Raw genomic sequence first — 25263 nt, 5'->3', positions numbered from 1 at the left:
CATGGTAAAGGACGAGCAAATTGGGGCAGAGGGCGGCCGCGTCAGCCGACGAGGGGCTTGACCCACCGTCGCCACTGCGGCTCCGGCGCGTACCCGGCGGCGCGCCAGGCGTGGTGCGCGCGCTCGTTCTCCCGCAGGACCATCGCGTCGCCGCGCCGCCCGCCGAGGCCCACGAACCGCTCCTCCGCCGCCGCGAGCAGCGCGGAGCCGATGCCGCGCCGCCGCCGGTCCGGGTGCACGGCCAGCCGGTACAGGTGACAGCGCCAGCCGTCGAAGCCCGCGATGACGGTGCCGACGAGCTCGGCGTCCCCGCCGCCGGCGCCCCCCGACTCGGCCAGGATCAGCGCGTCGGGATCACGGGCGACCAGCCGCTCGACGCCCGCGCGGTCGTCACTGATGCTCGTGCCCTCGGCTGCGACCTTCCAGAAGGCCAGGACCGCGTCGAGGTCGGCGGGCGTGGCGGCCCGTGTACGAAGATCATCCATGCCTGGCATCTCACCATCCCGCGCGACTCGGCGTCGACCACTTTCCGACTCCTCCTCACCTCGCGCCGCATCCTCTTGCCGGTGCTAGCGCCGGCGCGCTAGCTTTGAAGACGTGGCGAAAACTCAGCTGAACGTACGGGTGGACGAGACCACCGCCGAGGCCGCGCGCCAGCGCGCCCTCCAGCGGGGCATGAGCGTGAACCGCTACATCGAGGAGCTGGTCCGGCAGGACGCGGGCGAGGTGGGACGTACGTTCGTCGACGCCGCGTCCGACTTCATGAAGCAGTACGAATCTGTCTTCGCGGAGGAATTCGGCACGGAGCGCGAAGGCAAGCGTTGACTCTCAAGATCGACCTCGCCTGGCTCCTCATGATCGCCGAACACAAGACCCCGGGAGACCCGCAGGTGGTCGACTGGGGCGCGCTCGTCGCCGCTGTCGCGCGGCACGAGGCGGAGATATTCGCCATCCCCGTCTACAGCGATCCCGCCGCCCGCGCGGCCGCCCTGCTCCAGCTGCTGCTCCATGTGCCGGCGCTGGAACGCTCGAACGCCATGTTCGCCTCCGCCGTCGCGTACGGCTATCTCGTCGCCTGCGGGCTGAAGGTCGTGACCTCGCCCGAGCAGGTGAGAGATCTGGCCAGGCTCGTCAAGGAGGGCAAGGCGGACGTGCACGTGATCGCGGAAGAGCTGCGGCAGTGGAGCCTGTGAGGCCGCCGGCCTAGCCGTCGGCTGTGCGGCGTCCCGGGGTGTCCGGGGCGTCGGGAGCTTCCGGCGGCCGGTGCGCCACGCCCAGCACGCACGGCGACGACGGCAACGTGGGCCCCTTCTCCGGTACGAACAGCCGCCGGTACGCGCCGATGTCGAACCCCGCCGCCGTGATCCCCGCGAGCGGGTCGCGGGCGGTGTGGCACCCGCCGAAGAGCACCGGCCACACCGTGCGGTCCAGTACGCGCTGGGCCGTCACCATGGCCCGGCCCTCGCCCCGGCCGTGCTCGAAGAAGCGCAGCTCGCCGCCGGGCCGCAGGACGCGTTTGATCTCGGACAGGGCGCGCGGCACGTCCCGCACGCTGCACAGCACCAGCGACACCACCGCGGCGTCGAACGCCTCGCTCTTGACCGGCAGCGCCTCCGCGGCGCCCGGCACGACGTCGACCGGGACACCTGCGTCCAGCGCGGCCTTCACCGCCAACTGGCGGAGGCTGCGCTCCGGTTCGATGGCCACGACCTCCGAGACGGCCGGCGGGTAGTGCGCGAAGTTCAGCCCGTTGCCCGCGCCGATCTCGATGACCCGGCCGGACAGGCCGGACAGCAGCTCCTCGCGGTGCGCGGCCACCCCGCCTCTCAGGTCGGCCGCCACGCTGAAGCGGGCGTAGAAGCGGGCGAAGAGCGGGTGGTGCACGGCGTCCCGGGGAACCTTGCTGCGGCTCTTTGGCATCGCGGACCCTCCTCCGGTGGGGCGTACGGATACCGCGATACTTACCCCGTCGCGCGGCTCGCGCCGCTCACGAAGCAGAACTCGTTGCCCTCCGGGTCCATCAGTACCTGGAAGGATCCGTGTTCGTCGGTGACGATGCCGCCCGTTCTGCTCGCGCCGAGGCGCTCCGCCTCCGCACTCGCCGTGTCGATGTCGCCGGCGTCCAGGTCGAGGTGCAGCCGGTTCTTGGCCGTCTTCCCCTCCGGTACGCGCTGGAAGGCGACCCGGGGCCAGTCCGGCGGGTCGACGAACGACCAGCCGGGACTCCGGTCGACCGGGTCGCCGCCCAGCAGGGCGGCCCAGAAGCGGACCAGCGCCGCAGGCTCCGCGCAGTCGAAGACGATCTCGTCGATACGTACTCGCATGGCGACGACCTTACGGGCGTACGGGCGCAATGGCGCAAGGGCGTTACGGACGCCAGGTGCCGCCCAGCGGGGCCGCGAGCCACGTCGTGGCGCGCGTACGGAACTCGGCCGGAGCCAGGCCGCCGGCGCCTTCGGGGACGGCGCCGAGCAGGGGAGCGCCTCCCGCTGCCTCGGGCAGCTCGATGACATTGCAGCGTTCGGCGAGGCCGGGGGCGCTGGGCCAGCTGCCGACGACGACTCCGAGCATCTCGATGTCGCGGGCCCGCAGGGCCTCGGCGGTCAGCGTCGTCGAGTTGAGCGTGCCGAGGCCGGCCGGGGTGACGACGAGGACAGGGGCGCCCAGCAGCCGGGCGGCGTCGGCGAGGGTGGCGCCCTCGTCGTCGAAGCGGACGAGGAGGCCGCCGGCGCCTTCGACGAGGACGAGGTCGTACTCGGTGGCGAGCTTCGCCGCAGCCGTGGCGACCTCGTGCGGCCGTACGGGAGGCAGGCCGGCGCGACGGGCGGCGGTCGCGGGCGCCAGCGGCTCGGGATACCGGGCGAGTTCGACCCCCGTGACTCCGCCGCCTGCCAGCCGCACGACCTCGTCGGCGTCCCCCGGCTCTCCCGGCGCGAGCCCGGTCTGGGCGGGCTTCAGCACGGCGACGGTACGGCCCTGGCTCCGGGCGACGGCTGCGAGCGCCGCCGTGACGACGGTCTTGCCGATCTCGGTTCCGGTGCCGCTGACGACGATGACAGCCATGCGGTGTGCTCCTTCGTACTAGTTCGTCGGGGAGGCAGCGCGAGGGGGCTCGTGCTCCTGTCCGCCCCTTCCGGCGAAGGGACGCCATGCGGCTCCTCCGTGCGAGGGCCACGGCCCCTGTTCCTCAACAGCCGGAGCGGCTGGGGGGGGGAGCCCCCACGCGGTGGAGCCGCATGGCGCAGCCGGGAAGGGGCGGAGCAGTAGTGAGGGGGGTGGAGCAGTGGGAACGGAGAACCGCTCACGCGCCTGCCGTGGCCGCTGCCGCCCGTATTGCCCGGCCGATGCGGGCCAGGTCCTCGTCGTTCGTGACGTAGGGCGGCATCGTGTAGATCAGGTCGCGGAACGGCCGTAGCCACACGCCCTCCCGCGCCGCCGCCTCCGTCGCAGCCGCCATGTCGACTTCACGGTCCAGCTGTACGACGCCGATCGCCCCCAGCACCCGTACGTCCCGCACCCCCGGCAGCGCCGCCACCTCGGCCAGGCCTTCGCTCAGCCCCGCTTCGATGCGCTTGACCTCGCCCAGCCAGTCCTGGCCGAGCAGCAGCTCGATCGAGGCGCAGGCCACCGCCGCAGCCAGCGGGTTGCCCATGAACGTCGGGCCGTGGGCCAGGACCGGGACCTCGCCGCGCGAGATGCCGTCGGCCACCTCCGACGTACACAGCGTCGCCGCCATCGTCAGATAGCCGCCGGTCAGCGCCTTGCCCAGGCACAGCACATCGGGCGAGACGGAAGCGTGCTCCGAGGCGAAGAAGGCTCCCGTACGGCCGAAGCCCGTCGCGATCTCGTCGAAGACCAGCAGCACGCCGTGCTCGTCGCACGCCTCCCGCAGCACCCGCAGGTACGCGGGCGAGTGGAAGCGCATGCCGCCCGCGCCCTGGACCACCGGTTCCACGATCACCGCGGCCAGCTCGTCCGCGTGCCGGGCGATCAGCGCCCGCAGGTGGTCGGCGTACGCCGCGTCGTACTCGGCGGGCGGCGCGTCCGCGAAGACCTGGCGCGGCAGTGCGCCCTGCCACAGTTCGTGCATCCCGCCCTCGGGGTCGCACACCGACATCGGCTGCCACGTGTCGCCGTGGTAGCCGCCGCGCCAGGTCAGCAGCCGCTGCTTGCCGGGCCGGCCCACCGAGCGCCAGTACTGGAGGCACATCTTGACCGCGACCTCGACCGACACCGACCCGGAGTCGGTCAGGAACACGTGCCGCAAGGGCTCGGGAGTGATCTCCACCAGCTTCGCTGCCAGGCGCACGGCGGGCTCGTGGGTGAGCCCGCCGAACATGACATGGCTCATCCGGTCGAGCTGACCGCGCGCCGCCTCGTTGAGGACCGGGTGGTTGTAGCCGTGGACGGCCGACCACCACGACGACATGCCGTCGATCAGCTCGTCCTGGCCGTGGGCCGGCTGAGCGAGCCGCAGCCGTACGCCGGACGCGGACTCCACCAGGAGCGGCTCCGCACGGCCCGGCATCGGACCGTACGGATGCCAGACGTGCTCCCGGTCGAGCCGGAGCAGCTCGGCGGGTGACAGGGGCTCAGGCATTGGGTGCGAGGTCCGTGCCGGCGCCCCGTCGGCGTACCGACACCAGGTCCGTACGGGCAGCCGGAATCTCCGGAGTGTCCTCCTCGGCCGTCGGCTCGCCGCACGTCGACGCCTCGCCGCAGGCGGAAGCGCAGCCGCCGCCGCCCCGGTGCTCCGGCAGCGTCGTCGTGTCCGTCCCCTCGACCTCGAAACCGGCGTCGGCGATCATCTCCAGATCCGCCTGTCCGGCCTGGCCCTCACTGGTCAGGTAGTCGCCGAGGAAGATCGAGTTGACCAGGTTCAGTGCCAGCGGCTGCATGGTGCGCAGGTGCACCTCGCGCCCGCCCGCGAGCCGTACCTCGACGTCCGGGCAGACGAACCGCACCATCGCGAGGATGCGCAGCGCCCGCTGCGGCGTCAGGTTCCACTCCTTGGCGAGCGGCGTCCCCTCGAAGGGGATCAGGAAGTTCACCGGCACCGAGTCCGGGTCGAGTTCGCGCAGCGCGAAGACCACGTCCACGAGGTCCGCGTCCGTCTCACCCATGCCCGCGATCAGACCCGAGCACGCGGACATGCCAGCGGCCTGCGCCTGCTGGACGGTTTCCACACGGTCGGCATAGGTGTGGGTCGTGGTGATGCCGCCGTACGTCGCCTCGGACGTGTTGAGGTTGTGGTTGTACGCGTCGGCTCCCGCCGCCCGCAGCCGCTCCGCCTGCCCGTCCGAGAGCAGCCCGAGGCAGGCGCACACCTCGACGTCCTCGTTCTGGTCCTTGATCGCCTCGATCGTCTTCGAGACGCGGTCGACGTCCTTGTCCGTCGGCCCGCGCCCGCTCGCGACCAGGCACACCCGCTTCGCGCCGCCCGCGACCCCCGCGGCGGCCGCCTTGGAAGCCTCGTCGGGCTTCAGCCAGGTGTACTTCAGGATCTCGGCCTTCGAGCCGAGCCGCTGCGAGCAGTACGAACAGTCCTCGGGGCACAGCCCCGACTTGAGGTTGACCAGGTAATTGAGTTTCACCCGCCGTCCGAACCACTGGCGGCGTACCTTTCCGGCCGCGGCCACCACATCGAGCAGCTCGTCGTCGGAGGTCGCCAGCACGGCGAGCGCTTCTTCGCGGGTCGGCAGCTCGCGCCGCAGCCCCTTCTCCACCAGCGTGTTCAGCAGGTCCATGGTGCCGATCCTGGCCTACGGCACCGCCTGTGGCCAAGGAGGAACCGCACAAGAGCGGCCTCACGAGGTGTGGGTATTGCCACATCCTGACCTCGCTCGCGTCCGGCTAGTGTCTGTGGGCTGCCTACAAAAGGGACTCTTCCATGCCCCAGGGACCGTTCGACCCGTTCGACTGGATCGACGAGCAGGCGGCGGTACGCGCGAAGGCCGGGCTCGTCAGGACCCTGCGCCCGCGCCCCGCCGAGTCCACCCTGCTCGACCTCGCGAGCAACGACTACCTCGGCCTCACCCACCGCCCGGAGGTCACGTCCGCCGCCGCCGAGTCCGCCCGTCGCTGGGGCGCCGGCGCCACCGGCTCGCGGCTCGTCACCGGCAGCACCCGACTGCACGCCGAACTTGAGCGGGAATTGGCCGATTTCTGCGGCTTCGAGGCTGCTCTTGTCCTTTCCTCCGGTTACGCCGCCAACCTCGCCGCCCTCACCGCGCTCAGCGGGCACGGTTCGCTGATCGTCTCCGACGCTCTCAACCACGCCTCGATCGTCGACGGCTGCCGCCTCTCGCGCGCCACCACGGCCGTGGTGCCGCACGCCGACCCCGACGCCGTGCGCAAGACGCTCGACGCGCACGACGGCCGTGCCCTCGCCGTCACCGACTCGGTGTTCTCGGTGGACGGCGACGCGGCGCCGCTGCCCGAACTGGCCGCCGCCTGCCGTGCGTACGGCGCTGCCCTGCTCGTCGACGACGCGCACGGTCTCGGCGTCCTCGGCGACGGCGGCAGGGGCGCACTCGACGCGGCGGGTCTGGCGGGAGCGGACGGCGTCGTCGCCACCCTCACGCTGTCGAAGTCCCTCGGCAGCCAGGGCGGAGCGGTCCTGGGGCCGGCCCGGGTCATCGAGCACCTGGTCAACACGGCCCGTACGTTCATCTTCGACACGGGCCTGGCGCCGGCCGCGGCGGGCGCCGCGCTGGCGAGCGTACGGTTGCTGCGGCGGGAACCGGAGCTGGCCGCGAGGGCCCGCACCGTCGCCGTGTCGCTGCACCGCGGACTGACGGACGCGGGCCTGTCCGCCGTACGTCCGGACGCCGCCGTGGTGTCGGTCCTGGCGCCCTCGCCCGGGGAAGCGGTGCGATGGGCCGCCGCCTGCCGTGCGGCCGGTCTCGTCGTGGGCTGTTTCCGTCCGCCGTCGGTGCCGGACGGGATCTCGCGGCTCAGACTGACGGCCCGCGCGGATCTGACGGACCCGCAGATCGAGGAAGCGGTGGCCACGGTCGTGCGGACCGCTCCCACCGCCGCCTTCTGACGGGCGACCGGCCCGCCCGGTCAGCTTCCTTCGCCGGGCGCCTCGTCGCGCACGCCGGACAGGAACGACATCCACGTGTCCGCCCCGAAGAGGAGGGCGGGCCGTGTGACGTACTTGGAATCGCGTACGGCCAGCAGGCCGTCGTCGAGGCGGGCGGTCTCGACGCAGTTGTTCATTCCGGTGCTGCGGCTGCTGCGCCGCCACCGGGCTCCGTGCAGGTCAGTACTGGAAGGTACGTTCGCGAGGGGTGCGGACATGGTGCCTCCCTACCGGGCCTCACCGATACGGGCGATGAGAGCGGATGATTCCTCGGGTGAATGGGCCTGGGACTGAAGCGCGTTGAACGCGGCGTCGTACGCCTCGAGGTCTTCTTTCCGTTCGAGGTAGAGGCTACTCGTCAAGTGGTCGATAACAACCACATCCAGATCAACTATGTTCGGAAATGAGAAGATAATGAAAGGGCCTGTGAGTCCAACATGGGCCCCGGACGCGAACGGCAGCACCTGTAAACGGACATGAGACGAATCCCCCACCTCCAGCAACTTCCGTAACTGCATTTTCATGACCTGCTGTCCGCCCACCGGCCGACGCAGCGCCCCCTCGTCCACGACCGCACTCAATCGCAGGGGTTTCGCGGCCCCCAGGACCTCCTGGCGGGCAATCCGCACCTCGACCAGCGAATCGACCTGAGTCGGCGGCAGGCCCGCCAGCGCCGCCCGCGTGACCGCCCGCGCGTAGTCGGGAGTCTGGAGCAGTCCCGGCACCACCGTGGTCTCCAGCGTGCGCGCCGAACTCGCCTGGGACTCCAGACTGATGAGGTCGCGGTACTGGGGCGGCAGCAGCCCGCGGTACGCGTGCCACCAGTGTTTGCGGTTCTCGTCGGCCGGGGGGCCGGTCAACGCCTCGACCAGTTCGCGGAGCCGGCGATCCGTCACCCCGTACGCGTCGAGCAGCCGGGACACGTCGGACGGCTTCACGGAGCTGCGCCCCGTCTCGATCCTGCTCACCTTCGACTGGTGCCACCCGACCAGACGGGCGGCCTGGGGGCTGGTGAGGCCCGCCCGGTCACGCAGTCTCCGCAGCTCCTCCCCGAGTTTGCGCCGACGTACGGCGGGGCTGTGCCGCATGTTCGCCTCCTTCCAACAGGAGAGGATGCGCCGGCCGGAGCCCGAATACGGTCTCGCGTAGCAGAGTTCACCGCTTCGAGCGACAGATATATGCACATGTTGGGGGATCACCCCCTATCCCGACACCACGAGTGGCACTCTGGCGCGAAGCACAGTCCGAGGCCGTCCTCGAAGTTCATCCGCTACGAGTCGGAGTCCGGCCCCGGTGGGAAAGGGACAGCGTCGCCATGGCAGACCACCAGGAAGTATCCGTCACTCTGCCGAGCGAGCCAGCCTCGGTCTCCGCCGCGAGGAGATATGTCGCGGAGATTCTCGGCGAGTGGGGCATGCCCCCGGGATCCGACACCGCCGAAACCGTACGGTTGATCGTTTCGGAGCTGGCCACCAATGCCGTTCAGCACACGTTCGGGCAGTCGCCGACGTTCACCGTGGACGTCCGGCTCGACCGGGACGAGCAGCTGCGCATCGGTGTCACCGACAGCCACCCCCGCTGGCCGAAGCGGCTTCCCGCGGCCGTCCAGCAGGACAACGGCCGCGGCATAGTGATCATCCGATGGCTCACCGCCGAATGCGGTGGCCGGGTCTCCGTGCAGCCCACCCAGGACGGCGGCAAGACCGTGTGGATCGAACTGCCGTGGACCGTCCCCGTCCAGCAGCCCGCAGTCCAGTAAGGGCACCCGGTCTGTCAGCCGCCTCAGGCCCGGCCGAACGCGCCGCGCAGCAGCGCCCGCAGTGTGTCCGCCGCCGGGCTCGCCTCGCCGGGCCGGTGCGCCACCGCGATCGTGCGGCGCAGCCCGGCCGGCTCCAGCGCCCGTACGCCCAGCGGGGTCATCGCCATCGCGGCGACCATCTCCGGCACCACGGCCACCCCGAGCCCGGCACTGACCAGCGCGCACACCAGGGCGTACCCCGGCGACTCGCACACCACCGCCGGGGTCGCCCCCGCCGCGGCCAGCGCCGCCTCCACGCCCTGGCGCGGCGGATGCGAGGGCGCACTGCTGATGAGCGGCTGCCCGGCGAGCTCGGCCACCGCCAGCCGCCCCGAGCCGCCGGCCAGCGCGTGCCCGGGCGCCGTCACGAGGACGAGCTCTTCGTCCAGCAGGGGCTCCGCCGCGACGCCGGCGGGCAGCGGTACGGGCGGCGCGGGCTCGTAGGCATGGGTCAGCGCCAGGTCGACCTCGCCCGAGGCCACCGCCGCGACGCCGTCCGGCGGCTCGTAGTCGGCGACCGCGAGCTCGACGTCGGGATGCGCGCGCCGGAAGGCGCTGAGCACCGGCGGCAGCAGATGGATGCCGGCCGTCGTGAACGTACCCACCCGCAGGCGCCCGCCGGACAGGCCCGCGAGCCGTGCGAGTTCGTGCCGCGCCTGGTCCATCTCGTCCAGTACGCGGCGGGCCCGCGCCGCCAGCAGTTCACCGGCGGCGGTCAGGCGCGCCCCGCGGTGGTGGCGTACCAGCAGGGCGGCGCCCGCCTCCCGCTCCAGCTTGGCCAGCTGCTGGGACAGGGCGGGCGCGGTGTAGCCGAGCCGCTCGGCGGCCCGGGTGATCGAACCGGCCTCGGCGACCGCCACCAGCGCCGCCAGCCGTGTCGGGTCGTACATCCGGTCCTCCCTTAAGCATTTCTTTGGGCAGACCAAGGAGATCGCAAGTACATGCTAAAGGCCTGGAGGGCCCAGGCTGGGGGCATGGACGCACAACTGGTCGCCTTCACGGGCGTCGCCGCGGGCATGGTCGCCATGCCCGGCGCGGATTTCACCGTCGTCGTACGCAACGCACTGGCCTCACGCCGGGACGGTGTCGCCTGTGCGGTAGGGGTGGCCGGCGGGCTGCTGGTCCACACGGCGCTTGCCGTGGCGGGGCTCGCGGCCGTACTGGTCGCCGTACCGGCACTGTTCCGCGCGATCCAGTTGCTCGGCGGCGCCTACATCCTCTACCTCGGCTACCGGGCCCTGCGGTCCGCGCTGCGTCCGGCGCCGCAACGCCCGCAGGAGGCGGAGCCGGACGGGCCGGAGCCGGCCGCGTCGCGGGGCGCCGGCCGCAGCCTGCGCCAGGGCTTCCTGACCAACGCGCTCAACCCGAAGGCGCCGGTGCTCTTCCTCAGCCTGCTGCCGCAGTTCGTGCCGGTGGGCCAGCAGCCGTTGCCGAGGACGCTGCTGCTCGCCACGATCGTCGTCGTACTGGCGCTCCTGTGGTTCCCAGCCGTGGCCCTGCTGGTGGACGGGCTCGGTACCTGGCTGCGGCGGCCGGGCGCGGCCCGCACCGTGGAAGCCGCCAGCGGGACCGCGCTCGCCGTGCTGGGGGTGGCCCTGCTGGCAGGCCCGGTGGCGGCGGCAGCGTAACCGTCCGACCGTGAAGGCCCCGTCCGGCCGCGGAGGACCGCCCCGCCCCGGTCGAACACCCGGGACCCGTCCGCACCCGTCAGAGGAGCCCGCGCTCCTCCGCGCCGCGCTCCACGCAGAACTCGCTGCCCTCCGGGTCGGCCGTCACCACCCAGCCCCTGCCGTCCTCGGTGCGCCGATCGCTGACGATCCGCGCACCGAGTGCGGCGAGCCGCTCCACCTCGGCATCCCGCGTGCCGTGCGGCGGCTGGATGTCGAGGTGGACGCGGTTCTTGACGGACTTGCCCTCCGGTACCCGGATGAACAGCAGCCCGGGGACATCGGGTTGCTCCGGCTCGATCAGCACCTCGTCGTCGCCCGGCGCGTCGAGCAGCTGGTAGCCGGTCAGCCGGGACCAGAACTGTGCTGTCGCGGACGGGTCGTGGGCGTCGAACGTGATGTGACGTACCGGATTCAGGAAGGTCATGGCGGTGAACGTACTTCCCGGCCCGGCAGACGCCGGGGATGATCAGCGCACCCTGCCGTACCAGACGCTCTTGGACCAGATCTTCTCCAGCTTCACCACGGAACCGGACTTGGGGGAGTGCCAGATCTTGCCCTTCCCCGCGTAGATGCCCACGTGGTAGACGCTCCGCCCGGAGTGGAAGAAGACCAGGTCTCCGCGCTTGCGGCTGGAGGAGGAGACGTGCCGGGTCTTGTTGTACTGGGACTGGGCGGTGCGCGGCAGGCTCTTGCCGGCCTTCTTGTACGAATAGAGCGTCAGCCCCGAGCAGTCGAACCGGCTCGGACCCGCGGCCCCGTACTTGTACGGGGCCCCCTTCTTCGACGCGGCGACATTGAGCGCCTTCGTCAAGTGCGACGCGGCATGTGCCTCGGGGACGGCCCCTGGCGCCAGCATCGTGCCGCCGATCGCGGCGAGGGTGAGAGCCGAAGCGGCTCCGGCCCGGGACAGCACGGACGGAACATTCCTGTGCGCGGTCATGCGCAACCCTTCGTCAGCCGCCTGTGAAGGATGACCTGTCGGGTTCGGACAGGCGAAGATGCCCGGCCACGTGATGCGGCTTCACCCCGAGGGTCGACCGTCTCCGGTCGTCCCGTACTGATTGGGTCCTCCACTCCTGCCGGTGCACTCCTGTCGACCAGTCATCCGGAACGGCGGCAGGACTCAGCGTCCGCCCGGACCGCCCCGCCGCGGTGGCGGGGGCTTGTCGTCCCAGGGATCTTGACTCATGAACCGCCGGATTTCCGAGCCGAAACGACGTTTTGTGAGGCTGCTCACCGATGACCCGTTCGGGTGGACAGGGGCATTTCGGGAGCCGGGCGCGGGTGTCCGGCGACCGCCGCACCAGCAGCGGAACAGCTCATTCCGCCCGATGCGTAGGCGTGTTGCGCAAGTTGAGGCGTACGGCTGTTCAGGTATTTCCTACGCCGTTCGGACCAGCCATTCTCGTACGCCAATGGGGTTGGCGGCCGGGCGTGCCTCAACTTGCGGATACCGGCGGGAGGGTGACACGACCCGCCCGCCGCTCTCCGTCGAGCACCCGCAAGGCCCGGGCGAGCGTGGCGGCATGCACGCGCGCCTCGCCGCGCTCGTGCATCAGCGCAAGGGCGTCCCGGAGAGCGGCGGCCTTCCCGGCGAGGGCCTGGGCGGCCCGCAGGGCGCCGTAGGTGTCCGCGCCGCGCGCCGGATTGATGCGCCCCATCAGGTCGACGACTTCGAGATAGCGGTCGACGAACTCGCACTCGGCGCGCGTCAGTGCGGGCAGCGGCGGCAGTTCGGGTGGCAGCATGCCCGGATTCACCTCGGCGAGGTGGCGGCGAGCGAGGCCTTGCGGCTCGGCACGACGTGGTCCACCAGGCCGTACGCTGCCGCGGCTTCGGCGGTGAACACCTTGTCGCGCTCGATGTCGTTGTCGACGCGTTCGGCGCTCTGCCCGGTGTGACGGGCGAGGAGTTGGGTGAGCAGCTCCCGCATGCGTGCCAACTCCCTTGCCTCGATCTCCAGGTCGGAGGGCTGGCCGTGCACGGGCTGGTCGATGGAGGGCTGGCTGAGCAGCACCCGGGCGCCCGGCAGTGCGAGGCGCTTGCCCGGCGTGCCGGCCGCCAGCAGCAGGGCGGCGGAGGACGCGGCCTGGCCGAGGCAGATCGTCTCGACGTCGCAGGCGACGAACTGGATCGTGTCGTAGATCGCGGACATGGCGGTGTGCGATCCGCCGGGGGAGTTGATGTAGAGGGAGATGTCCCGGTCCGGGGCGGCGTGTTCGAGATGCATGAACTGCGCCATCACGTCATTGGCCGCGGTGTCGTCGACGGCCGTTCCCAGGAAGACGATCCGCTCGTCGAGCAGCTTCGAGTACGGATCGACCGTGCGGCTCCCCGTGCTGGTGCGCTCCGTGAACTCGGGCAGCACATAACGGGCGGTGTGGGTGGTCGCTCGGTTCATGGCGATGCCTCCAGTCTGTAGAAAATGTACAGGACGTACAGCTCGTACTATGGGGAGCATGGCCTACGAGATTCCGGTGACGCAAGCCCGGGCAGAGCTAGCCGAGCTGATCAACCGCGTTGTCTACGGCGGTGAACGGGTGGTCGTGACCCGGCACGGGAAGCCACTGGTGGCGCTGGTTTCCGCTGCTGACCTGGCGCGACTCGAGGCGGAGCCGGAGGTGGCCGAGGAGTCGGTGATCAGTTCGGTCTCCTCGATCGGCTCGGCTTCGTCCGCTGCGGGCGAACGCCGCCGCTTCGGTATCGCCGCGGAACACCGGGGCGAAGCCCCCGACAGCTGACGCCCCCGCCGGCTGGCGTACGAGCACCTGGCATACGAGCGGCGGGCGTACGGGAAGCGGGCATGCGAAAGGGCCGTGCGCCCCCGTCCGCTACAGCGGGGACGCACGGCCGGTCTCGCGCCGCCCTCGGCCGGCCCGAGCCGGCCGGACCGGGATCAGCCCGCCCGGGCGGGCTCCGGAGTCCGGGCGGCGGAGGGCCCGGCCGCGTCGGCCGCCGGTCGTCGCCGTCCGCCCGCCAGCACGGCGGTCAGGCCGAGCACGGCCCAGCAGCAGAGCGCGAGGACCGGCATCCGCACCGCGCTGCCGTCGAAGAAGGCCACCGACCGCAGCAGCGCACCGCCCGCCCCCGGCGGCAGCCACTGGCCGATCGCGCCGACCGGTTCGGGCAGCAGGTGGGGTGCGCCGGACACTCCCGAGTACGCGTTCCCGAACAGCACGACCACGATCGCCCCGACCCCTGTCCCCGCAGGTCCCACGAGCGCCGCGATCCCCGCCACGGCCGACCCGATGGCCAGTACGGTCAGGCCCAGCGCACCCGCCTCGGCCCACCAGTCGCCGGTGATGATGCCGAGCCAGCTGTGGGCGATGCCGGTGGCCGTGAGGCCGGCCAGGGCGGATGCCCCGAACAGTGCGGTCATCGCGCGCTTCCCGCGCAGCCCCGCCATCGTCACGACACCCCCGGCCGCGACGCCGGCGATGGCCAGCGGCAGCACGCTCGCTCCCAGGGCGCTGCCGCGGGGGTCCCCGGCCGGGGCGGCCACCACATCCGTGACCTCGACGCGCGTGCCGGGCGGGGCCTGCGCCGTCACGGCCTCGCGGAGCAGCTGCGCGACGACCGGGCCGGCGGCGGAGGCGGTCAGCAGTCGCGGCCCTTCCGGCGTGACGACCACGGCGCCGTATACGACACGGCCCTCGATCGCGGCGCGGGCGGCGGCCTCGTCGTCGTACCGGTGAATCTCGAAGGCCCCCTCCCGCTGCTCGAACCGCTGCTGGAGCGGCGCGGTCGCGGTGACGGGCCCGGTGATCCCGACCGGCAGGTCGCGCGGGGCGGTCCGGGCGGCGGGCCAGGCGAACGCCCAGAGCGCCAGGGCCGCGACGAGGGGGACGAGGACGGTCGCCGCGATCATGCGGCGGGCGGAGGCTTGCGGTGCGGTGGGCTGGGCGGCGGTCATGACTGCCCCTCGGATTCAAAGAGAAGGATCGTTCGTTTTACGATTCTCACTGTCCCGGCGGCTGCGTTTCTTGTCAAGAATGAATGTTCGTTTTACTTTTGGGTCATGGCCCGTGTATCCCAGGAACACCTCGACGCCCGCCGCCGTCAGATCCTCGACGGCGCCACGCGCTGCTTCGCCCGCAACGGCTTCCATGCCACGTCCATGCAGGACATCCTGCGCGAGGCGGACCTGTCGGCCGGCGCCGTCTACCGCTACTTCCGCAGCAAGGAGGAGCTGATCCAGGCGATCGCGGGAGAGGTGTTCGGGGAGGTGCGGGCCGCCTTCGAATCCGCCTCCCGGCTGAGCCCGCCTCCGCCGCCGCACGACCTGGTGGCCGAGGTGATCAGTAAGATCCTCATGGAGCGGCGGGTGCCGGGCGTCGAGGGCGCGGTGTTCCCGCGCCTGGTCCTCCAGGTGTGGACCGAGACGCTGCGCGACGAGGGGCTGGCCGAGCTGCTGCGTACCGGGTACGGCGACATCCGCGTGGTCTGGGGCAGGATCGTCGCGGCGTACCGCGAGGCGGGGATGATGAGCGACGACGTACCCGCCGACCATGTCGCCCGGACCATGATCGCCATTGCTCAGGGATTCATCGCCCAGCAGGCCCTGTTCGGCGAAGTGGATGCCGAAGTGCTGCGGGGCGGACTGAACGCGTTGATGACCATGGACACGCAAAGGCCCAGTTAACGCGTTGGAAAAACTTGCGCTCTAACGTGCAATGCCTGGCCGTGCGGTCAGAAAACGCAGGTCAACAGAGTGTTGAAGTCGGATATGGTCCCGCTGCGGCCGAGGTGGACGCTGTGGTTCCGTTGTCGTCCCCAGCCTCGTTGACGCGTTGGATCCTGCCTGCCCCCGTCCGGGCGGCCGGGCGGTACGACTGGAGGTAGCACGCGTGCAACTGACCCCGCACGAGCAGGAAAGACTGCTCATCCATGTGGCGGCGGACGTGGCGGAGAAGCGCCGGGTGCGCGGCGTGAAACTCAATCACCCCGAAGCGATCGCCCTCATCACCTCCCACATCCTCGAAGGCGCCCGCGACGGCCGCACCGTCGCCGAACTCATGTCGTCGGGCCGCAAAGTGCTCACCCGGGACGACGTCATGGCGGGCATCTCCGAGATGATCCACGACGTACAGGTCGAAGCGACCTTCCCTGACGGCACCAAGCTCGTCACCGTCCACGAACCGATCGCCTGACGGGAAGACGGCCGATGATCCCCGGGGAAATCCTGTACGCCGACGAGCCCGTCGCTCTCAACGAGGGCCTCGCCGTCACCCGCCTCACCGTCCTGAACGCGGCCGACCGGCCCGTCCAGGTCGGCTCCCACTACCACTTCGCCGAGGCCAACCCCGGCCTCGACTTCGACCGCGCCGCCGCCCGCGGCCTGCGGCTGAACATCGCCGCGGGCACCGCCGTGCGCTTCGAGCCCGGCATCCCCGTCGACGTCGAACTCGTCCCCGTCGCCGGCCGGCGCGTCGTCGCCGGTCTGCGCGGGGAGACCGGAGGTGCCCTCGATGCCTGAGCTCTCGCGCCCCGTGTACGCCGACCTGTTCGGCCCCACCACCGGCGACCGCATCCGTCTCGCCGACACCGATCTGCTCATCGAGATCGAGGAGGACCGCTGCGGCGGCCCCGGACGCGCCGGTGACGAGGCGGTGTTCGGCGGCGGCAAGGTCATCCGTGAGTCCATGGGCCAGGCGCGGACCAGCCGGGCCGACGGGGCACCGGACACCGTCATCACCGGCGCCGTGATCCTCGACCACTGGGGCATCGTCAAGGCCGACATCGGCCTGCGGGACGGGCGGATCACCGGCATCGGCAAGGCCGGCAACCCCGACACCATGGACGGCGTACACCCCGACCTCGTCATCGGTCCCGAGACCGAGATCATCGCGGGCAACGGCAAGATTCTCACCGCCGGAACCATCGACGCGCACGTCCACTTCATCTCGCCGACCGTCGTCGACCAGGCGCTCTCCTCCGGGACCACCACGCTCGTCGGGGGCGGTACCGGGCCCGCCGAGGGCACCAAGGCCACCACGGTCACGCCCGGCGGCTGGCACCTGGCCCGGATGTTCGAGGCGCTGGAGGACTACCCCGTCAACATCGGTCTGCTCGGCAAGGGCAACACCATGTCCCGCGACGCCATGCACGCCCAACTGCGGGGCGGCGCGCTCGGCTTCAAGATTCACGAGGACTGGGGCGCGACCCCAGCCGTCATCGACGCCTGCCTCGGCGTGTGCGAGGAGTCCGGCGCACAGCTCGCCATCCACACCGACACCCTGAACGAGGCCGGGTTCGTCGGCGACACCCTCGCCGCCATCGCCGGGCGCACCATCCACGCGTACCACACCGAGGGGGCGGGCGGCGGGCACGCACCGGACATCATCACGGTCGTCTCCGAGCCGTACGTCCTGCCCAGCTCCACCAACCCCACCCGGCCGCACACCGTCAACACCATCGAGGAACATCTCGACATGCTGATGGTCTGCCACCACCTCAACCCGGCCGTGCCGGAGGACCTGGCCTTCGCCGAGTCGCGGATCCGGCCCTCCACCATCGCGGCCGAGGACATCCTGCACGACCTCGGTGCCATCTCGATCATCTCCTCCGACTCGCAGGCGATGGGCCGCGTCGGCGAGGTCGCGCTGCGCACCTGGCAGACCGCGCACGTCATGAAGAAGCGCCGGGGCGCACTGCCGGGCGACGGGCGCGCCGACAACCACCGCGCGCGTCGCTATGTCGCCAAGTACACGATCAACCCGGCCGTCGCGCAGGGCCTCGACCACGAGATCGGCTCCGTCGAGAGCGGGAAGCTGGCCGACCTCGTGCTGTGGGAGCCGGCCTTCTTCGGCGTCAAGCCGCAGCTCGTCATCAAGGGCGGCCAGATCGCGTACGCGCAGATGGGCGACGCCAACGCCTCCATCCCGACCCCGCAGCCGGTGCTGCCCCGGCCGATGTTCGGCGCGCTCGGCCGGGCTCCGGCCGGCAACTCCTTCAACTTCGTGGCGCAGGCGGCGATCGAGGACGGGCTGCCCGAACGCCTCGGGCTCGGCAAGCGGTTCGTGGCCATCGCGAACACGCGCCGGGTCACGAAGGCAGACATGCGCGAGAACGACGCCCTTCCGCGCGTCGAGGTCGATCCGGACACCTTCACGGTCACGATCGACGGCGACGCGGTCGAGCCCGCACCGGCCCCGGAACTGCCCATGGCCCAGCGTTACTTCCTCTTCTGACCATGGACACCTCCCCAGTCACTCGCGGCGAGTACGCGCGGTCCGGAGCGCGGGCCGCCCTGCTCGTCCTCGCCGACGGGCGGTTCCCCGCCGGGGGCCACGCCCACTCCGGTGGAGCCGAGGCCGCCGTCAAGGCGGGGCGCATCCGCGATGCCACGGACCTCGCCGCCTTCTGCCGGGGCCGCCTGCACACCACCGGGCTCACCTCGGCAGCGCTCGCCGCCGCCGCTGCCGTCGGTGTGGACGCGCTGGACCTCGACGAGGCCGCCGACGCCCGTACGCCGTCACCCGCCCTGCGCGCGACCGCACGCAAGCTCGGCAGGCAGCTCATGCGCGCCGCCCGCGCCACCTGGCCGTGCGAAGCCCTCGACACGCTGGCCGCCGCGCGCCCGCGCGGCGCGCACCAGCCCGTCGTGCTCGGCGTCACCGCCCGCGCGGCGGGCCTCGGGCCCGAGGACGCCGCACACTGCGTGGCGTACGAGAGCGTCAGCGGGCCCGCCACCGCCGCCGTTCGCCTCCTCAGCCTGGACCCCTTCGAGGCCACCGCCGTCCTCGCCCGCCTGGCCCCCGAACTCGACCGGGTCGCGCGGCGGGCCGCCGCAGCGGCTCACCGCGCACGGGAGGGAGGCACGGGCGCGCTGCCCGCCGCCTCCGCCCCGCTGCTGGACATCACGGCGGAGGCGCACGCGGCCTGGCCCGTACGCCTCTTCGCCTCATGACGCCGCCGCCACACCGGTTCCGGCATCACCCCTTCCGGCAACACCCCCTGTCGCGACACCCGCTCCCGCAACGGAGCCCCCGCACCACCGCTTAGGAGCCGCACCATGCATCTCGACCACAGTCACGACGGCGCCATGGCGGTCAGCGCCGACGCCGCCCGACCCGACGGCACGAAGCGCGCCCTGCGCATCGGACTCGGCGGTCCGGTCGGCTCGGGCAAGACCGCGACCGTCGCCGCCCTCTGCCGGGAACTGCGCGAAGAGCTGTCCATCGCCGTCGTCACGAACGACATCTACACCCGGGAGGATGCCGAGTTCCTGCTCCGCAGCGCCGTCCTGCCGCCCGAGCGCATCCAGGCCGTCGAGACCGGTGCCTGCCCGCACACCGCCATCCGTGACGACATCTCCGCCAATCTCGAAGCGGTCGAGGACCTGGAGGACGCGGTGGGACCGCTCGACCTGATCCTGGTCGAGTCCGGCGGCGACAATCTCACCGCCACCTTCTCCAAGGGGTTGGTCGACGCACAGGTCTTCGTCATCGACGTGGCGGGCGGCGACGACATCCCGCGCAAGGGCGGCCCGGGCGTCACCACAGCCGACCTGCTGGTCGTCAACAAGACCGACCTCGCTCCGTACGTCGGCTCCGACCTCGGCCGCATGGCGCGCGACGCCGCGGCCCAGCGTGGCGAACTGCCGGTCGCCTTCACCTCGTTGACCACCGGGGACGGCGTGAAGCCGGTGGCCGACTGGGTCCGCGAACAGCTCGCCGCCTGGTCCGCGTGACCACCGTGGCGTCGGCGGGCATCGAAGCGACGGCCAGGATCACCGCAGTACCCGACGGCCAGGGCGGCACGCGGCTGCCTGTTCTGGAGAGCGACGGGCCGCTCGCCCTGCGCCGCACGCGCGGCACGGACGCGCACGCCAGGGTCACCGTGGTCGGCGCGATGAGCGCACCGCTGGGGGGCGACCGGCTGGCCGTCGAAGCCGACGTACGGGAGGGCGCCGCGCTCGCCGTGGACTCGGCCGCGGCCACGGTCGCCCTGCCGGGCCGGGGCGGACCGCACGCCCGCTATGACGTACGGCTGACGGTCGGAGCCGGCGCGCGCCTGCGCTGGCTGCCGGAACCGCTCATTTCGGCCCGCGGCAGCGACCTGCGCATGACCATGCGCGTCGAGCTCGCCGCTTCCGCCCGCCTGGTCCTGCGCGAGGAGCAGATCCTCGGCCGGTACGGCGAGGAGTCCGGTACGCTCACCACCCGCCTCACCGTGCACCGGGCAGGGCGCCCGCTGCTGGACCAGGAACTGTCGTACGGCCCGGGCGCGCCCGGCGGCTGGGACGGGGGAGCGGTGCTGGGCGGGCACCGGGCGACCGGCCAACTCCTGGTCGTAAACCCCGACTTCGAGCACATTCCTCCCGAAGTCACCCTTCTGGGCGACACGGCGGTCCTCACGCCGCTCGCCGGGCCCGCCGTGCTGGTCACGGCGGTGGCGGCCGACGCGCTGCGGCTGCGGCGTCTACTGGACCGGGCACTTCAGACATTTGGGTGACCGCCATGTGCACCGCTCAGCGGGACACGCCTCTCCGGTTATGGGATTGGTAAAGAAACGCCAGTGCAGCCTGTTGCCCGGGACCCTTCAGACGACAGGATGCGGCGTACGGCCACTGACCATGACCACTGTCGTCGTCACGTACGGCACAACAACTCACAGGGGGAGGCACCACTTGAGACGTACAGCAGCGCTCGGCTCCGCCGGCACTCTCATAGCGGGCACCTTGATGGCCGGCGCGATAGCCGCACCGGCCGCCGGCGCCGAGGGCCGCAGCACCAGCAGCACCAGCGCGTCCGAGATGCGCGGGGTACAGATCGCCGCCGCGCGGGCCGCGAAGGCGGGCATCGACTGGCGTGACTGCCCGGCGGACTGGGGCTTCGACAAGCCCATCCAGTGCGGCTGGGTCACCGTTCCGGTCGACTACGCCAAGCCGAACGGCCGGAAGATCAAGATAGCCGTCGACCGCATCGGCAACACCGGCTCCGAGAAAGACCGTCAGGGGGCCCTGCTCTACAACCCGGGCGGCCCCGGCGCCTCGGGCATGAGGTTCCCCACCCGGGTCACCAAGAAGAACCCGATCTACACGAAGATGGCCAAGGCGTACGACTTCGTGGGCTTCGACCCGCGCGGTGTCGGGCACTCCTCGCCCATCTCCTGCGTCGACCCGCAGGAGTTCGTCAAGGCGCCGAAGCCCGACCCGGTGCCCGACAGCGAGGCCGACAAGCGCGCCCAGCGCAAGCTGGCCGCCGAGTACGCGGACGGCTGCCAGGAGCGCAGCGGGTGGCTGTTGCCGCACATGACCACGCCGAACACCGCACGGGACGTGGACGTCGTCCGCGCCGCGCTCGGTGAGAAGAAGCTGAACTTCCTCGGCGTCTCGTACGGCACCTACCTCGGCGCGGTCTACGGAACGCTGTTCCCGGGCCACGTCCGACGCATGGTCGTCGACAGCGTGGTCAACCCGTCGAAGGAGAAGATCTGGTACCAGGCCAACCTGGACCAGGACGTAGCCTTCCAGATGCGCTGGGACGACTGGAAGCAGTGGGTGGCCAAGAACGACGCCGCCTACCACCTCGGGGACACCCCCGAGAAGGTCGAGCAGCAGTGGGTGAACCTGCGCGCCACCGCCAAGAAGAGCCCCATCGGCGGCGTCGTCGGCCCCGCCGAGCTCATCGGCTTCTTCCAGAGCGCGCCGTACTACGACTCCGCCTGGGCGCACACCGCCGAGATCTGGAGCAAGTACGTCGCGGGTGACACGCAGGCGCTCGTCGACGAGATCGCGCCGGACCTGTCGGACACCGCGGGCAACGCGTCCTCGGAGAACGGCAACGCCGTCTACACGGCCGTCGAGTGCGCGGACGCCAAGTGGCCCACCAACTGGAAGACGTGGGACCGGGACAACACCAGGCTGCACAAGGACCACCCGTTCATGACGTGGGCCAACGCCTGGATGAACCTGCCCTGCGCCACGTGGTCGTCGAAGCAGCAGACCCCGCTGAACGTCAAGTCCGGCAAGGGACTGCCGCCGGTCCTGATCGTGCAGGCCGAGCGTGACGCCGCCACTCCGTACGAGGGCGCCGTCGAGCTGCACAAGCGCTTCAAGGGCTCGCGCCTGATCACCGAGAAGGACGCCGGCTCGCACGGTGTCACCGGGATCGCGAACCCGTGCGTCAACGACCGGGTCGACACCTACCTGCTCACCGGAAAGACCGACAGCAGCGATGTGACGTGCGCTCCGCACGCCACGCCGAAGCCGTAACGGCCTGAGCGGGGGAGGGGGCGGCCGGGGTTCCCGGCCGCCCCCTCCTGGCGCCTACCGGCGGGCGAGCCAGGCCTCCTCGGCCGCGTAGTCGAACGGCCCGTCGCCTCCCGGGGCGTACCGCTGCGACAGCTTGGGAAACGCCTCCCGCCAGTCCTGGCGACGGAGTGCTTCCGCCAGCCATTCCACGGTGGCGGGCAGGGAATCGGCGTAACCGGTGACAGCCCGGTAGCCGAGTTCCCGCTCGGCGGCCGCCATGTCGTAGACCACGGGATGACCGCCGCTCCAGGGCGTCTCCCCGACCGTGCCCACCGGCGGGGGTCCGTCCACCAGCACCAGCTCGCTCCGCGCGCCCATGACGGCGTCGATCGCCGTACTGATCTCCGCGACCGTCGGCACATCGGGATCGCCCGCGTTGAGCACCCGCGCTCCCGGCCGCGCCGCCGCCAGCCGGATCAGCTCCCCGAGGTTCGAGACGTGCACCGGGTGGAACCGGCTGCGCCCGCCGTGCGCCAGGATCCGGACCGGCCGTCCGTCCAGCACCCGCTTGACGAAGTGGATCTCACGCGGAGTGCGGCTGTACGGCCCATGGACCGCGCCCGCCCGCAGTACGGTCGCCGGCAGTCGGCCGGCCGCCTCCAGCAGATGCCGTTCGATCGCGACCTTCCTGGTTCCGTACGTCGTGCCTCCCGGCGCCACGGTCGGCTGCGTCTCCGGGATCGGCACCGGGTACTGCGGAAAGCCGTCGGGCTCGGCCTGCGTGTCGAAGCCGCGCCCCTTGTCGTCCTCGTACACGGCGCCACTGGAGATGACCACCGCGGAGCCGATCCGGTCAGCCAGCCCCGTCAGCTGCGCCGCGTGGCGTTCCTCCATCGCGACCATGTCCACCAGGACGTCACAGCCGTCGCCGAGCGCGGCGGACAGCGCCGCGTCGTCGTCCCGGTCGAGCGCCGATGCCCGTACCTCCTGCGGCCACGTCTCGTCGCGGCCACCGCCGCGCGACGCGGCTGTCACGTCCCAGCCGTCCTCGGCGAGCGCCCGTACGGCGGCCCGTCCGATCTGTCCCGTAGCTCCGATGACGAATGCGTTTCCCTTGGTCATGCCGAGGACGCTATGACCACCGCGGCCGCCGCCGGGGGAACGTTCGCCGTCCGCTGATCCGCCGTCAGCGCACGAGCCGGGGGAACTTCTTCGCCTGCTCCGCCTTTACCTCGGCCGCGTACCGGTCGACGTATTCCTGACCCGAGAGCCCGAGGATCGCGTACATGATCTCGTCGGTCACCGCGCGGAGCGCCGCCTTCTCGTTCTCCAGGCCCGCGTAGCGCGAGAAGTCCAGCGGCTCACCGAACCGGATCGTCACGCGCTTGATGCGCGGTACGACCTTTCCCGGCGGCTGGATCTCGAACGTACCCACCATCGCGCACGGGATCACGGGCACCCGTGCCTGCAGCGCCATCGCGGCTACCCCGACCTTGCCCTTGTAGAGCCGGCCGTCGTGCGAGCGGGTGCCCTCCGGATAGATCCCCAGCAACTCACCCTTGCTCAGTACTCCGAGCCCCTCGCGGATCGCGGCCCTTCCCGCCTCCTTGCCCGACCTGTCGACGGGGATCTGACCGGCGCTGTGGAAGAAAGCGGCGGTCAGCCGGCCCTTGAGGCCCGGACCCGTGAAGTATTCGGCTTTGGCGAGGAAGGTGATACGCCGTCTGATGATCGCGGGCATCAGGAAATGGTCGGAGAACGAAAGGTGATTGCCCGCCACGATCGCGGCCCCGTCGTCGGGAATGTGCTCGAGCCCTTCGATCCTCGGACGGAAGAGCAGTCTCAGCAGCGGTCCGAGAAGGACATACTTGAGCACGTAATAGAACACGGGCGGCTCCTAGCTCTGCCGGATTGGCTCCAGGGCTGCGTTCTGCCAGGTCGGTGGACATCTCAGGGACTGACACAAAAGCCTATGGGTAACTGTCGTCCCGCGTAACCATGTCTGATCGGGTCATTGGGGACCCAATCCCGACTTACCGACACCCTGTGGACCGGACTCACCGACGGCACGCCCCGCACCAGCCGCGTCGGCCGTTCGCCCCGCTGCCTCAAATCCTCCTCTGAACAATCGGCTCCGTCGCATGCCGCACGCCAGGGCCGGACATCATCCCGCCATGACGCCAACGAGGAAGCGCAAAATCGTCTGGGGAGCAACGGGCGCGGCGGCCGGAGCCGTGCTCCTCGCCGCCCTCGTCTGGGGCCCTTGGTACTTCGAAGGACGTCACGTCCGGGACAGCGAGCTCGCGCCCAGCGCCGGCCTCATCGTCACTGGCTTCCGGACCATGCTTGTCGCCCTCGCCGTCGGCACCGTCGGAGCACTCGGCCTCTACTACACCGGCAAGAACCACCGCCTCGCACGCAAGCAGTTCTCCCAGACACAGGACCAGTTCAGGTTGGCACAAGAGCAGTTCGAGCATGCTCAGGACCAGTTCAGGCACACCCAGGCCCGGGACCGCGAGCAGGCGGAGCTGACCCGCGAAGCCCAAGTCGCTGACCGTTACGTCGAAGCGATCAAAATTCTCAGCTCCGACAACATCACCCAGAGGCTGGGCGGCATCTATTCGCTGGAACGCATTATGCGCGACAGCTCCAAGGATCGCAGGACCGTTCTCGAAGTGCTTTCCGCCTTCATCCGCGACCCTCCGCGCCCGAAGAGGGAAGAAGAGGCGGAAAAGGAGCGCGTAAAGTCAGGAGACCCCTGGACGGAACCACCGGACATCACCGTCGACGTCCAGGCCGCGCTGACCGTCATCGCGCGACGAGACTATGCCGAACAATCCGACAGCATCGACTTGACGGCCTCTTCCCTGCGCCGGGCCGGCCTTCAGCGCGCCCGGTTCGCCGGTATCAGCCTCCAGGGGGCCGACTTGTGTCTGGCGCGGGGGGAGCAGGCCGATCTGGCCGGCGCCGATCTCCGCGACGCCGTGATGAGGGGCGCTCAGATGCGGGGTGCGGTGCTCCGCAAGGCGAACCTTGCGGGGGCGGACCTGAGAAACGCCGATCTCGCACACGCGGATCTCACGGAGACCGTACTGGCGGGGGCGCGACTCGAAGGCGTCGCGGGCCTGAACGCTGGACGGCTCGTCAAGTCCCTGATCGACAGCAGCACCGAACTGCCGGAGAATCTCGCGAGCGACAGCGGCGTCCAGGCGCGCATCGCCAAGCTGGAGAAGGGCCGTTCGGTGCCGAGGTCCGCGAGCTGATCCAACTGCCCGTCAATGAGTCGCGGGGGGCTGGCTCGGGCTCGTTCCTGCCGGTGGAAAGCACGTACCAGACCTGTTCGATCGACGGCGGACCCACGGCGAGGGTACGCAGCGCGGCCTGCCTGGAGGTCGCGTCTCCCGTGCTCACCGTGTACGCGGCGGTGATGGATCCGGTGCGCCCGACGTCGGCGCCGCAGTGGACGAACACCGGACTTCCGCCCCCGGCGCGTCCGGTGGCGCCCGTGAGC

Annotated in this window: 31 protein-coding genes; 15 read left to right on the top strand and 16 right to left on the bottom strand. The window is 71.1% G+C overall.

Annotated features, from left to right (window positions below; genetic code table 11):
- Positions 1-41: 41 nt before the first annotated feature.
- Entirely contained in the window at positions 42-485 is a 444-nt protein-coding gene (locus tag ACWIHY_RS14405; protein ID WP_454375963.1) for a GNAT family N-acetyltransferase, read from the bottom strand.
- Between the two features lie 112 nt (positions 486-597).
- Between ACWIHY_RS14405 and ACWIHY_RS14400 the strand changes: the two genes are divergently transcribed.
- On the top strand, positions 598-825 hold the full coding sequence (locus tag ACWIHY_RS14400; RefSeq protein ID WP_454375962.1) for an antitoxin: 228 nt from the start codon (positions 598-600) through the stop codon (positions 823-825).
- Positions 822-1193 (top strand): fic family toxin-antitoxin system, toxin component, encoded by a 372-nt coding sequence (locus tag ACWIHY_RS14395; protein ID WP_454375961.1) that lies wholly within the window; start codon positions 822-824, stop codon positions 1191-1193. Before ACWIHY_RS14400 ends, ACWIHY_RS14395 begins: the two co-directional genes overlap by 4 nt.
- 10 nt (positions 1194-1203) lie before the next feature.
- Here the strand turns inward: ACWIHY_RS14395 and ACWIHY_RS14390 are convergent, their stop codons facing one another.
- From ACWIHY_RS14390 to bioB, 5 genes are all read right to left on the bottom strand, one after another.
- Complete coding sequence (locus ACWIHY_RS14390) at positions 1204-1920, bottom strand: class I SAM-dependent methyltransferase (protein WP_454375960.1); 717 nt, start codon at positions 1918-1920, stop codon at positions 1204-1206.
- Between the two features lie 41 nt (positions 1921-1961).
- Positions 1962-2324, bottom strand: coding sequence for a VOC family protein (locus tag ACWIHY_RS14385; RefSeq protein WP_454375959.1), 363 nt, complete (start codon positions 2322-2324; stop codon positions 1962-1964).
- A 43-nt stretch (positions 2325-2367) separates the two neighbouring features.
- Positions 2368-3063, bottom strand: a complete 696-nt coding sequence (gene bioD, locus ACWIHY_RS14380) for a dethiobiotin synthase (protein WP_454375958.1) — start codon at positions 3061-3063, stop codon at positions 2368-2370.
- 238 nt (positions 3064-3301) lie between these two features.
- Positions 3302-4600 carry an adenosylmethionine--8-amino-7-oxononanoate transaminase gene (locus tag ACWIHY_RS14375; protein WP_454375957.1) on the bottom strand — a complete coding sequence of 433 codons (1299 nt, stop codon included), beginning with the start codon at positions 4598-4600 and terminating at the stop codon, positions 3302-3304.
- Positions 4593-5747 carry a biotin synthase BioB gene (gene bioB / locus ACWIHY_RS14370; protein WP_454375956.1) on the bottom strand — a complete coding sequence of 385 codons (1155 nt, stop codon included), beginning with the start codon at positions 5745-5747 and terminating at the stop codon, positions 4593-4595. The genes ACWIHY_RS14375 and bioB overlap by 8 nt, the downstream gene beginning before the upstream one ends.
- A gap of 143 nt (positions 5748-5890) precedes the next feature.
- Between bioB and ACWIHY_RS14365 the strand changes: the two genes are divergently transcribed.
- Positions 5891-7048 (top strand): 8-amino-7-oxononanoate synthase, encoded by a 1158-nt coding sequence (locus ACWIHY_RS14365; RefSeq protein WP_454375955.1) that lies wholly within the window; start codon positions 5891-5893, stop codon positions 7046-7048.
- Positions 7049-7068: 20 nt separating this feature from the next.
- Here the strand turns inward: ACWIHY_RS14365 and ACWIHY_RS14360 are convergent, their stop codons facing one another.
- Both ACWIHY_RS14360 and ACWIHY_RS14355 read right to left on the bottom strand, forming a co-directional pair.
- A complete protein-coding gene (locus tag ACWIHY_RS14360; protein ID WP_454375954.1) occupies positions 7069-7305 on the bottom strand; it encodes a DUF397 domain-containing protein in 237 nt (78 codons plus the stop codon).
- 9 nt (positions 7306-7314) lie between these two features.
- Positions 7315-8175: a helix-turn-helix domain-containing protein gene (locus ACWIHY_RS14355; protein WP_454375953.1), complete on the bottom strand. Its 861-nt coding sequence runs from the start codon at positions 8173-8175 to the stop codon at positions 7315-7317.
- 227 nt (positions 8176-8402) lie between these two features.
- On the opposite strand from ACWIHY_RS14355, the gene ACWIHY_RS14350 reads away from it, so the two are divergent.
- Positions 8403-8846 carry an ATP-binding protein gene (locus tag ACWIHY_RS14350; protein WP_454375952.1) on the top strand — a complete coding sequence of 148 codons (444 nt, stop codon included), beginning with the start codon at positions 8403-8405 and terminating at the stop codon, positions 8844-8846.
- A gap of 23 nt (positions 8847-8869) precedes the next feature.
- Here ACWIHY_RS14350 and ACWIHY_RS14345 read toward each other — a convergent pair whose 3' ends face one another.
- The gene (locus ACWIHY_RS14345) at positions 8870-9775 is read right to left on the bottom strand and encodes a LysR family transcriptional regulator (protein WP_454375951.1); all 906 of its coding nucleotides are present in this window, start codon (positions 9773-9775) and stop codon (positions 8870-8872) included.
- An 84-nt stretch (positions 9776-9859) separates the two neighbouring features.
- Between ACWIHY_RS14345 and ACWIHY_RS14340 the strand changes: the two genes are divergently transcribed.
- On the top strand, positions 9860-10513 hold the full coding sequence (locus ACWIHY_RS14340; protein ID WP_454375950.1) for a LysE family translocator: 654 nt from the start codon (positions 9860-9862) through the stop codon (positions 10511-10513).
- A gap of 79 nt (positions 10514-10592) precedes the next feature.
- On the opposite strand, the gene ACWIHY_RS14335 is transcribed toward ACWIHY_RS14340, so the two are convergent.
- The 4 genes from ACWIHY_RS14335 to ACWIHY_RS14320 all read right to left on the bottom strand — a co-directional run bounded on the left by ACWIHY_RS14335 (position 10593) and on the right by ACWIHY_RS14320 (position 12956).
- Positions 10593-10979: a VOC family protein gene (locus ACWIHY_RS14335; protein ID WP_454375949.1), complete on the bottom strand. Its 387-nt coding sequence runs from the start codon at positions 10977-10979 to the stop codon at positions 10593-10595.
- A gap of 42 nt (positions 10980-11021) precedes the next feature.
- Positions 11022-11495: a C40 family peptidase gene (locus tag ACWIHY_RS14330; RefSeq protein WP_454375948.1), complete on the bottom strand. Its 474-nt coding sequence runs from the start codon at positions 11493-11495 to the stop codon at positions 11022-11024.
- Between the two features lie 499 nt (positions 11496-11994).
- Positions 11995-12303 carry a hypothetical protein gene (locus ACWIHY_RS14325; protein WP_454375947.1) on the bottom strand — a complete coding sequence of 103 codons (309 nt, stop codon included), beginning with the start codon at positions 12301-12303 and terminating at the stop codon, positions 11995-11997.
- An 8-nt stretch (positions 12304-12311) separates the two neighbouring features.
- Positions 12312-12956 carry an ATP-dependent Clp protease proteolytic subunit gene (locus ACWIHY_RS14320; protein ID WP_454375946.1) on the bottom strand — a complete coding sequence of 215 codons (645 nt, stop codon included), beginning with the start codon at positions 12954-12956 and terminating at the stop codon, positions 12312-12314.
- Between the two features lie 58 nt (positions 12957-13014).
- On the opposite strand from ACWIHY_RS14320, the gene ACWIHY_RS14315 reads away from it, so the two are divergent.
- On the top strand, positions 13015-13296 hold the full coding sequence (locus ACWIHY_RS14315) for a type II toxin-antitoxin system Phd/YefM family antitoxin (protein ID WP_454375945.1): 282 nt from the start codon (positions 13015-13017) through the stop codon (positions 13294-13296).
- Positions 13297-13451: 155 nt separating this feature from the next.
- Here the strand turns inward: ACWIHY_RS14315 and ACWIHY_RS14310 are convergent, their stop codons facing one another.
- Positions 13452-14468 (bottom strand): ABC transporter permease, encoded by a 1017-nt coding sequence (locus tag ACWIHY_RS14310; protein ID WP_454375944.1) that lies wholly within the window; start codon positions 14466-14468, stop codon positions 13452-13454.
- 105 nt (positions 14469-14573) lie between these two features.
- On the opposite strand from ACWIHY_RS14310, the gene ACWIHY_RS14305 reads away from it, so the two are divergent.
- The 8 genes from ACWIHY_RS14305 to ACWIHY_RS14270 all read left to right on the top strand — a co-directional run bounded on the left by ACWIHY_RS14305 (position 14574) and on the right by ACWIHY_RS14270 (position 21773).
- Positions 14574-15197 (top strand): TetR/AcrR family transcriptional regulator, encoded by a 624-nt coding sequence (locus ACWIHY_RS14305; protein ID WP_454375943.1) that lies wholly within the window; start codon positions 14574-14576, stop codon positions 15195-15197.
- A gap of 205 nt (positions 15198-15402) precedes the next feature.
- Entirely contained in the window at positions 15403-15705 is a 303-nt protein-coding gene (locus ACWIHY_RS14300) for an urease subunit gamma (protein WP_454375942.1), read from the top strand.
- A gap of 14 nt (positions 15706-15719) precedes the next feature.
- Complete coding sequence (locus ACWIHY_RS14295; protein ID WP_069929924.1) at positions 15720-16031, top strand: urease subunit beta; 312 nt, start codon at positions 15720-15722, stop codon at positions 16029-16031.
- Positions 16024-17745, top strand: a complete 1722-nt coding sequence (locus ACWIHY_RS14290) for an urease subunit alpha (RefSeq protein WP_454375941.1) — start codon at positions 16024-16026, stop codon at positions 17743-17745. The genes ACWIHY_RS14295 and ACWIHY_RS14290 overlap by 8 nt, the downstream gene beginning before the upstream one ends.
- A gap of 2 nt (positions 17746-17747) precedes the next feature.
- The gene (locus ACWIHY_RS14285) at positions 17748-18464 is read left to right on the top strand and encodes an urease accessory protein UreF (RefSeq protein WP_454375940.1); all 717 of its coding nucleotides are present in this window, start codon (positions 17748-17750) and stop codon (positions 18462-18464) included.
- Between the two features lie 105 nt (positions 18465-18569).
- On the top strand, positions 18570-19247 hold the full coding sequence (gene ureG, locus ACWIHY_RS14280; RefSeq protein ID WP_454375939.1) for an urease accessory protein UreG: 678 nt from the start codon (positions 18570-18572) through the stop codon (positions 19245-19247).
- A complete protein-coding gene (locus tag ACWIHY_RS14275; RefSeq protein WP_454375938.1) occupies positions 19244-20011 on the top strand; it encodes an urease accessory protein UreD in 768 nt (255 codons plus the stop codon). The genes ureG and ACWIHY_RS14275 overlap by 4 nt, the downstream gene beginning before the upstream one ends.
- Before the next feature lie 175 nt (positions 20012-20186).
- Complete coding sequence (locus ACWIHY_RS14270) at positions 20187-21773, top strand: alpha/beta hydrolase (RefSeq protein ID WP_454375937.1); 1587 nt, start codon at positions 20187-20189, stop codon at positions 21771-21773.
- Between the two features lie 54 nt (positions 21774-21827).
- On the opposite strand, the gene ACWIHY_RS14265 is transcribed toward ACWIHY_RS14270, so the two are convergent.
- Positions 21828-22874, bottom strand: coding sequence for an NAD-dependent epimerase/dehydratase family protein (locus ACWIHY_RS14265; RefSeq protein ID WP_454375936.1), 1047 nt, complete (start codon positions 22872-22874; stop codon positions 21828-21830).
- A gap of 64 nt (positions 22875-22938) precedes the next feature.
- On the bottom strand, positions 22939-23640 hold the full coding sequence (locus tag ACWIHY_RS14260; RefSeq protein ID WP_454375935.1) for a lysophospholipid acyltransferase family protein: 702 nt from the start codon (positions 23638-23640) through the stop codon (positions 22939-22941).
- A gap of 346 nt (positions 23641-23986) precedes the next feature.
- On the opposite strand from ACWIHY_RS14260, the gene ACWIHY_RS14255 reads away from it, so the two are divergent.
- Positions 23987-25015, top strand: a complete 1029-nt coding sequence (locus ACWIHY_RS14255; protein WP_454375934.1) for a pentapeptide repeat-containing protein — start codon at positions 23987-23989, stop codon at positions 25013-25015.
- The last annotated feature ends 248 nt before the right edge of the window (positions 25016-25263 follow it).

This window comes from Streptomyces sp. NPDC055287, from assembly GCF_053646035.1.
This window is presented reverse-complemented; position numbering and strand designations above follow the sequence as displayed.

Coding starts and splice junctions, on each gene's coding strand:
- ACWIHY_RS14350 (WP_454375952.1), top strand. CDS start 8,403: ATGGCAGACCACCAGGAAGTATCCGTCACTCTGCCGAGCGAGCCAGCC.
- ACWIHY_RS14290 (WP_454375941.1), top strand. CDS start 16,024: ATGCCTGAGCTCTCGCGCCCCGTGTACGCCGACCTGTTCGGCCCCACC.
- ureG (WP_454375939.1), top strand. CDS start 18,570: ATGCATCTCGACCACAGTCACGACGGCGCCATGGCGGTCAGCGCCGAC.
- ACWIHY_RS14390 (WP_454375960.1), bottom strand. CDS start 1,920: ATGCCAAAGAGCCGCAGCAAGGTTCCCCGGGACGCCGTGCACCACCCG.
- ACWIHY_RS14360 (WP_454375954.1), bottom strand. CDS start 7,305: ATGTCCGCACCCCTCGCGAACGTACCTTCCAGTACTGACCTGCACGGA.
- ACWIHY_RS14375 (WP_454375957.1), bottom strand. CDS start 4,600: ATGCCTGAGCCCCTGTCACCCGCCGAGCTGCTCCGGCTCGACCGGGAG.
- ACWIHY_RS14345 (WP_454375951.1), bottom strand. CDS start 9,775: ATGTACGACCCGACACGGCTGGCGGCGCTGGTGGCGGTCGCCGAGGCC.
- ACWIHY_RS14325 (WP_454375947.1), bottom strand. CDS start 12,303: ATGCTGCCACCCGAACTGCCGCCGCTGCCCGCACTGACGCGCGCCGAG.
- ACWIHY_RS14320 (WP_454375946.1), bottom strand. CDS start 12,956: ATGAACCGAGCGACCACCCACACCGCCCGTTATGTGCTGCCCGAGTTC.
- ACWIHY_RS14405 (WP_454375963.1), bottom strand. CDS start 485: ATGGATGATCTTCGTACACGGGCCGCCACGCCCGCCGACCTCGACGCG.
- ACWIHY_RS14355 (WP_454375953.1), bottom strand. CDS start 8,175: ATGCGGCACAGCCCCGCCGTACGTCGGCGCAAACTCGGGGAGGAGCTG.
- ACWIHY_RS14315 (WP_454375945.1), top strand. CDS start 13,015: ATGGCCTACGAGATTCCGGTGACGCAAGCCCGGGCAGAGCTAGCCGAG.
- ACWIHY_RS14265 (WP_454375936.1), bottom strand. CDS start 22,874: ATGACCAAGGGAAACGCATTCGTCATCGGAGCTACGGGACAGATCGGA.
- ACWIHY_RS14285 (WP_454375940.1), top strand. CDS start 17,748: ATGGACACCTCCCCAGTCACTCGCGGCGAGTACGCGCGGTCCGGAGCG.
- ACWIHY_RS14335 (WP_454375949.1), bottom strand. CDS start 10,979: ATGACCTTCCTGAATCCGGTACGTCACATCACGTTCGACGCCCACGAC.
- ACWIHY_RS14330 (WP_454375948.1), bottom strand. CDS start 11,495: ATGACCGCGCACAGGAATGTTCCGTCCGTGCTGTCCCGGGCCGGAGCC.
- ACWIHY_RS14295 (WP_069929924.1), top strand. CDS start 15,720: ATGATCCCCGGGGAAATCCTGTACGCCGACGAGCCCGTCGCTCTCAAC.
- ACWIHY_RS14365 (WP_454375955.1), top strand. CDS start 5,891: ATGCCCCAGGGACCGTTCGACCCGTTCGACTGGATCGACGAGCAGGCG.
- bioB (WP_454375956.1), bottom strand. CDS start 5,747: ATGGACCTGCTGAACACGCTGGTGGAGAAGGGGCTGCGGCGCGAGCTG.
- bioD (WP_454375958.1), bottom strand. CDS start 3,063: ATGGCTGTCATCGTCGTCAGCGGCACCGGAACCGAGATCGGCAAGACC.
- ACWIHY_RS14340 (WP_454375950.1), top strand. CDS start 9,860: ATGGACGCACAACTGGTCGCCTTCACGGGCGTCGCCGCGGGCATGGTC.
- ACWIHY_RS14385 (WP_454375959.1), bottom strand. CDS start 2,324: ATGCGAGTACGTATCGACGAGATCGTCTTCGACTGCGCGGAGCCTGCG.
- ACWIHY_RS14305 (WP_454375943.1), top strand. CDS start 14,574: ATGGCCCGTGTATCCCAGGAACACCTCGACGCCCGCCGCCGTCAGATC.
- ACWIHY_RS14310 (WP_454375944.1), bottom strand. CDS start 14,468: ATGACCGCCGCCCAGCCCACCGCACCGCAAGCCTCCGCCCGCCGCATG.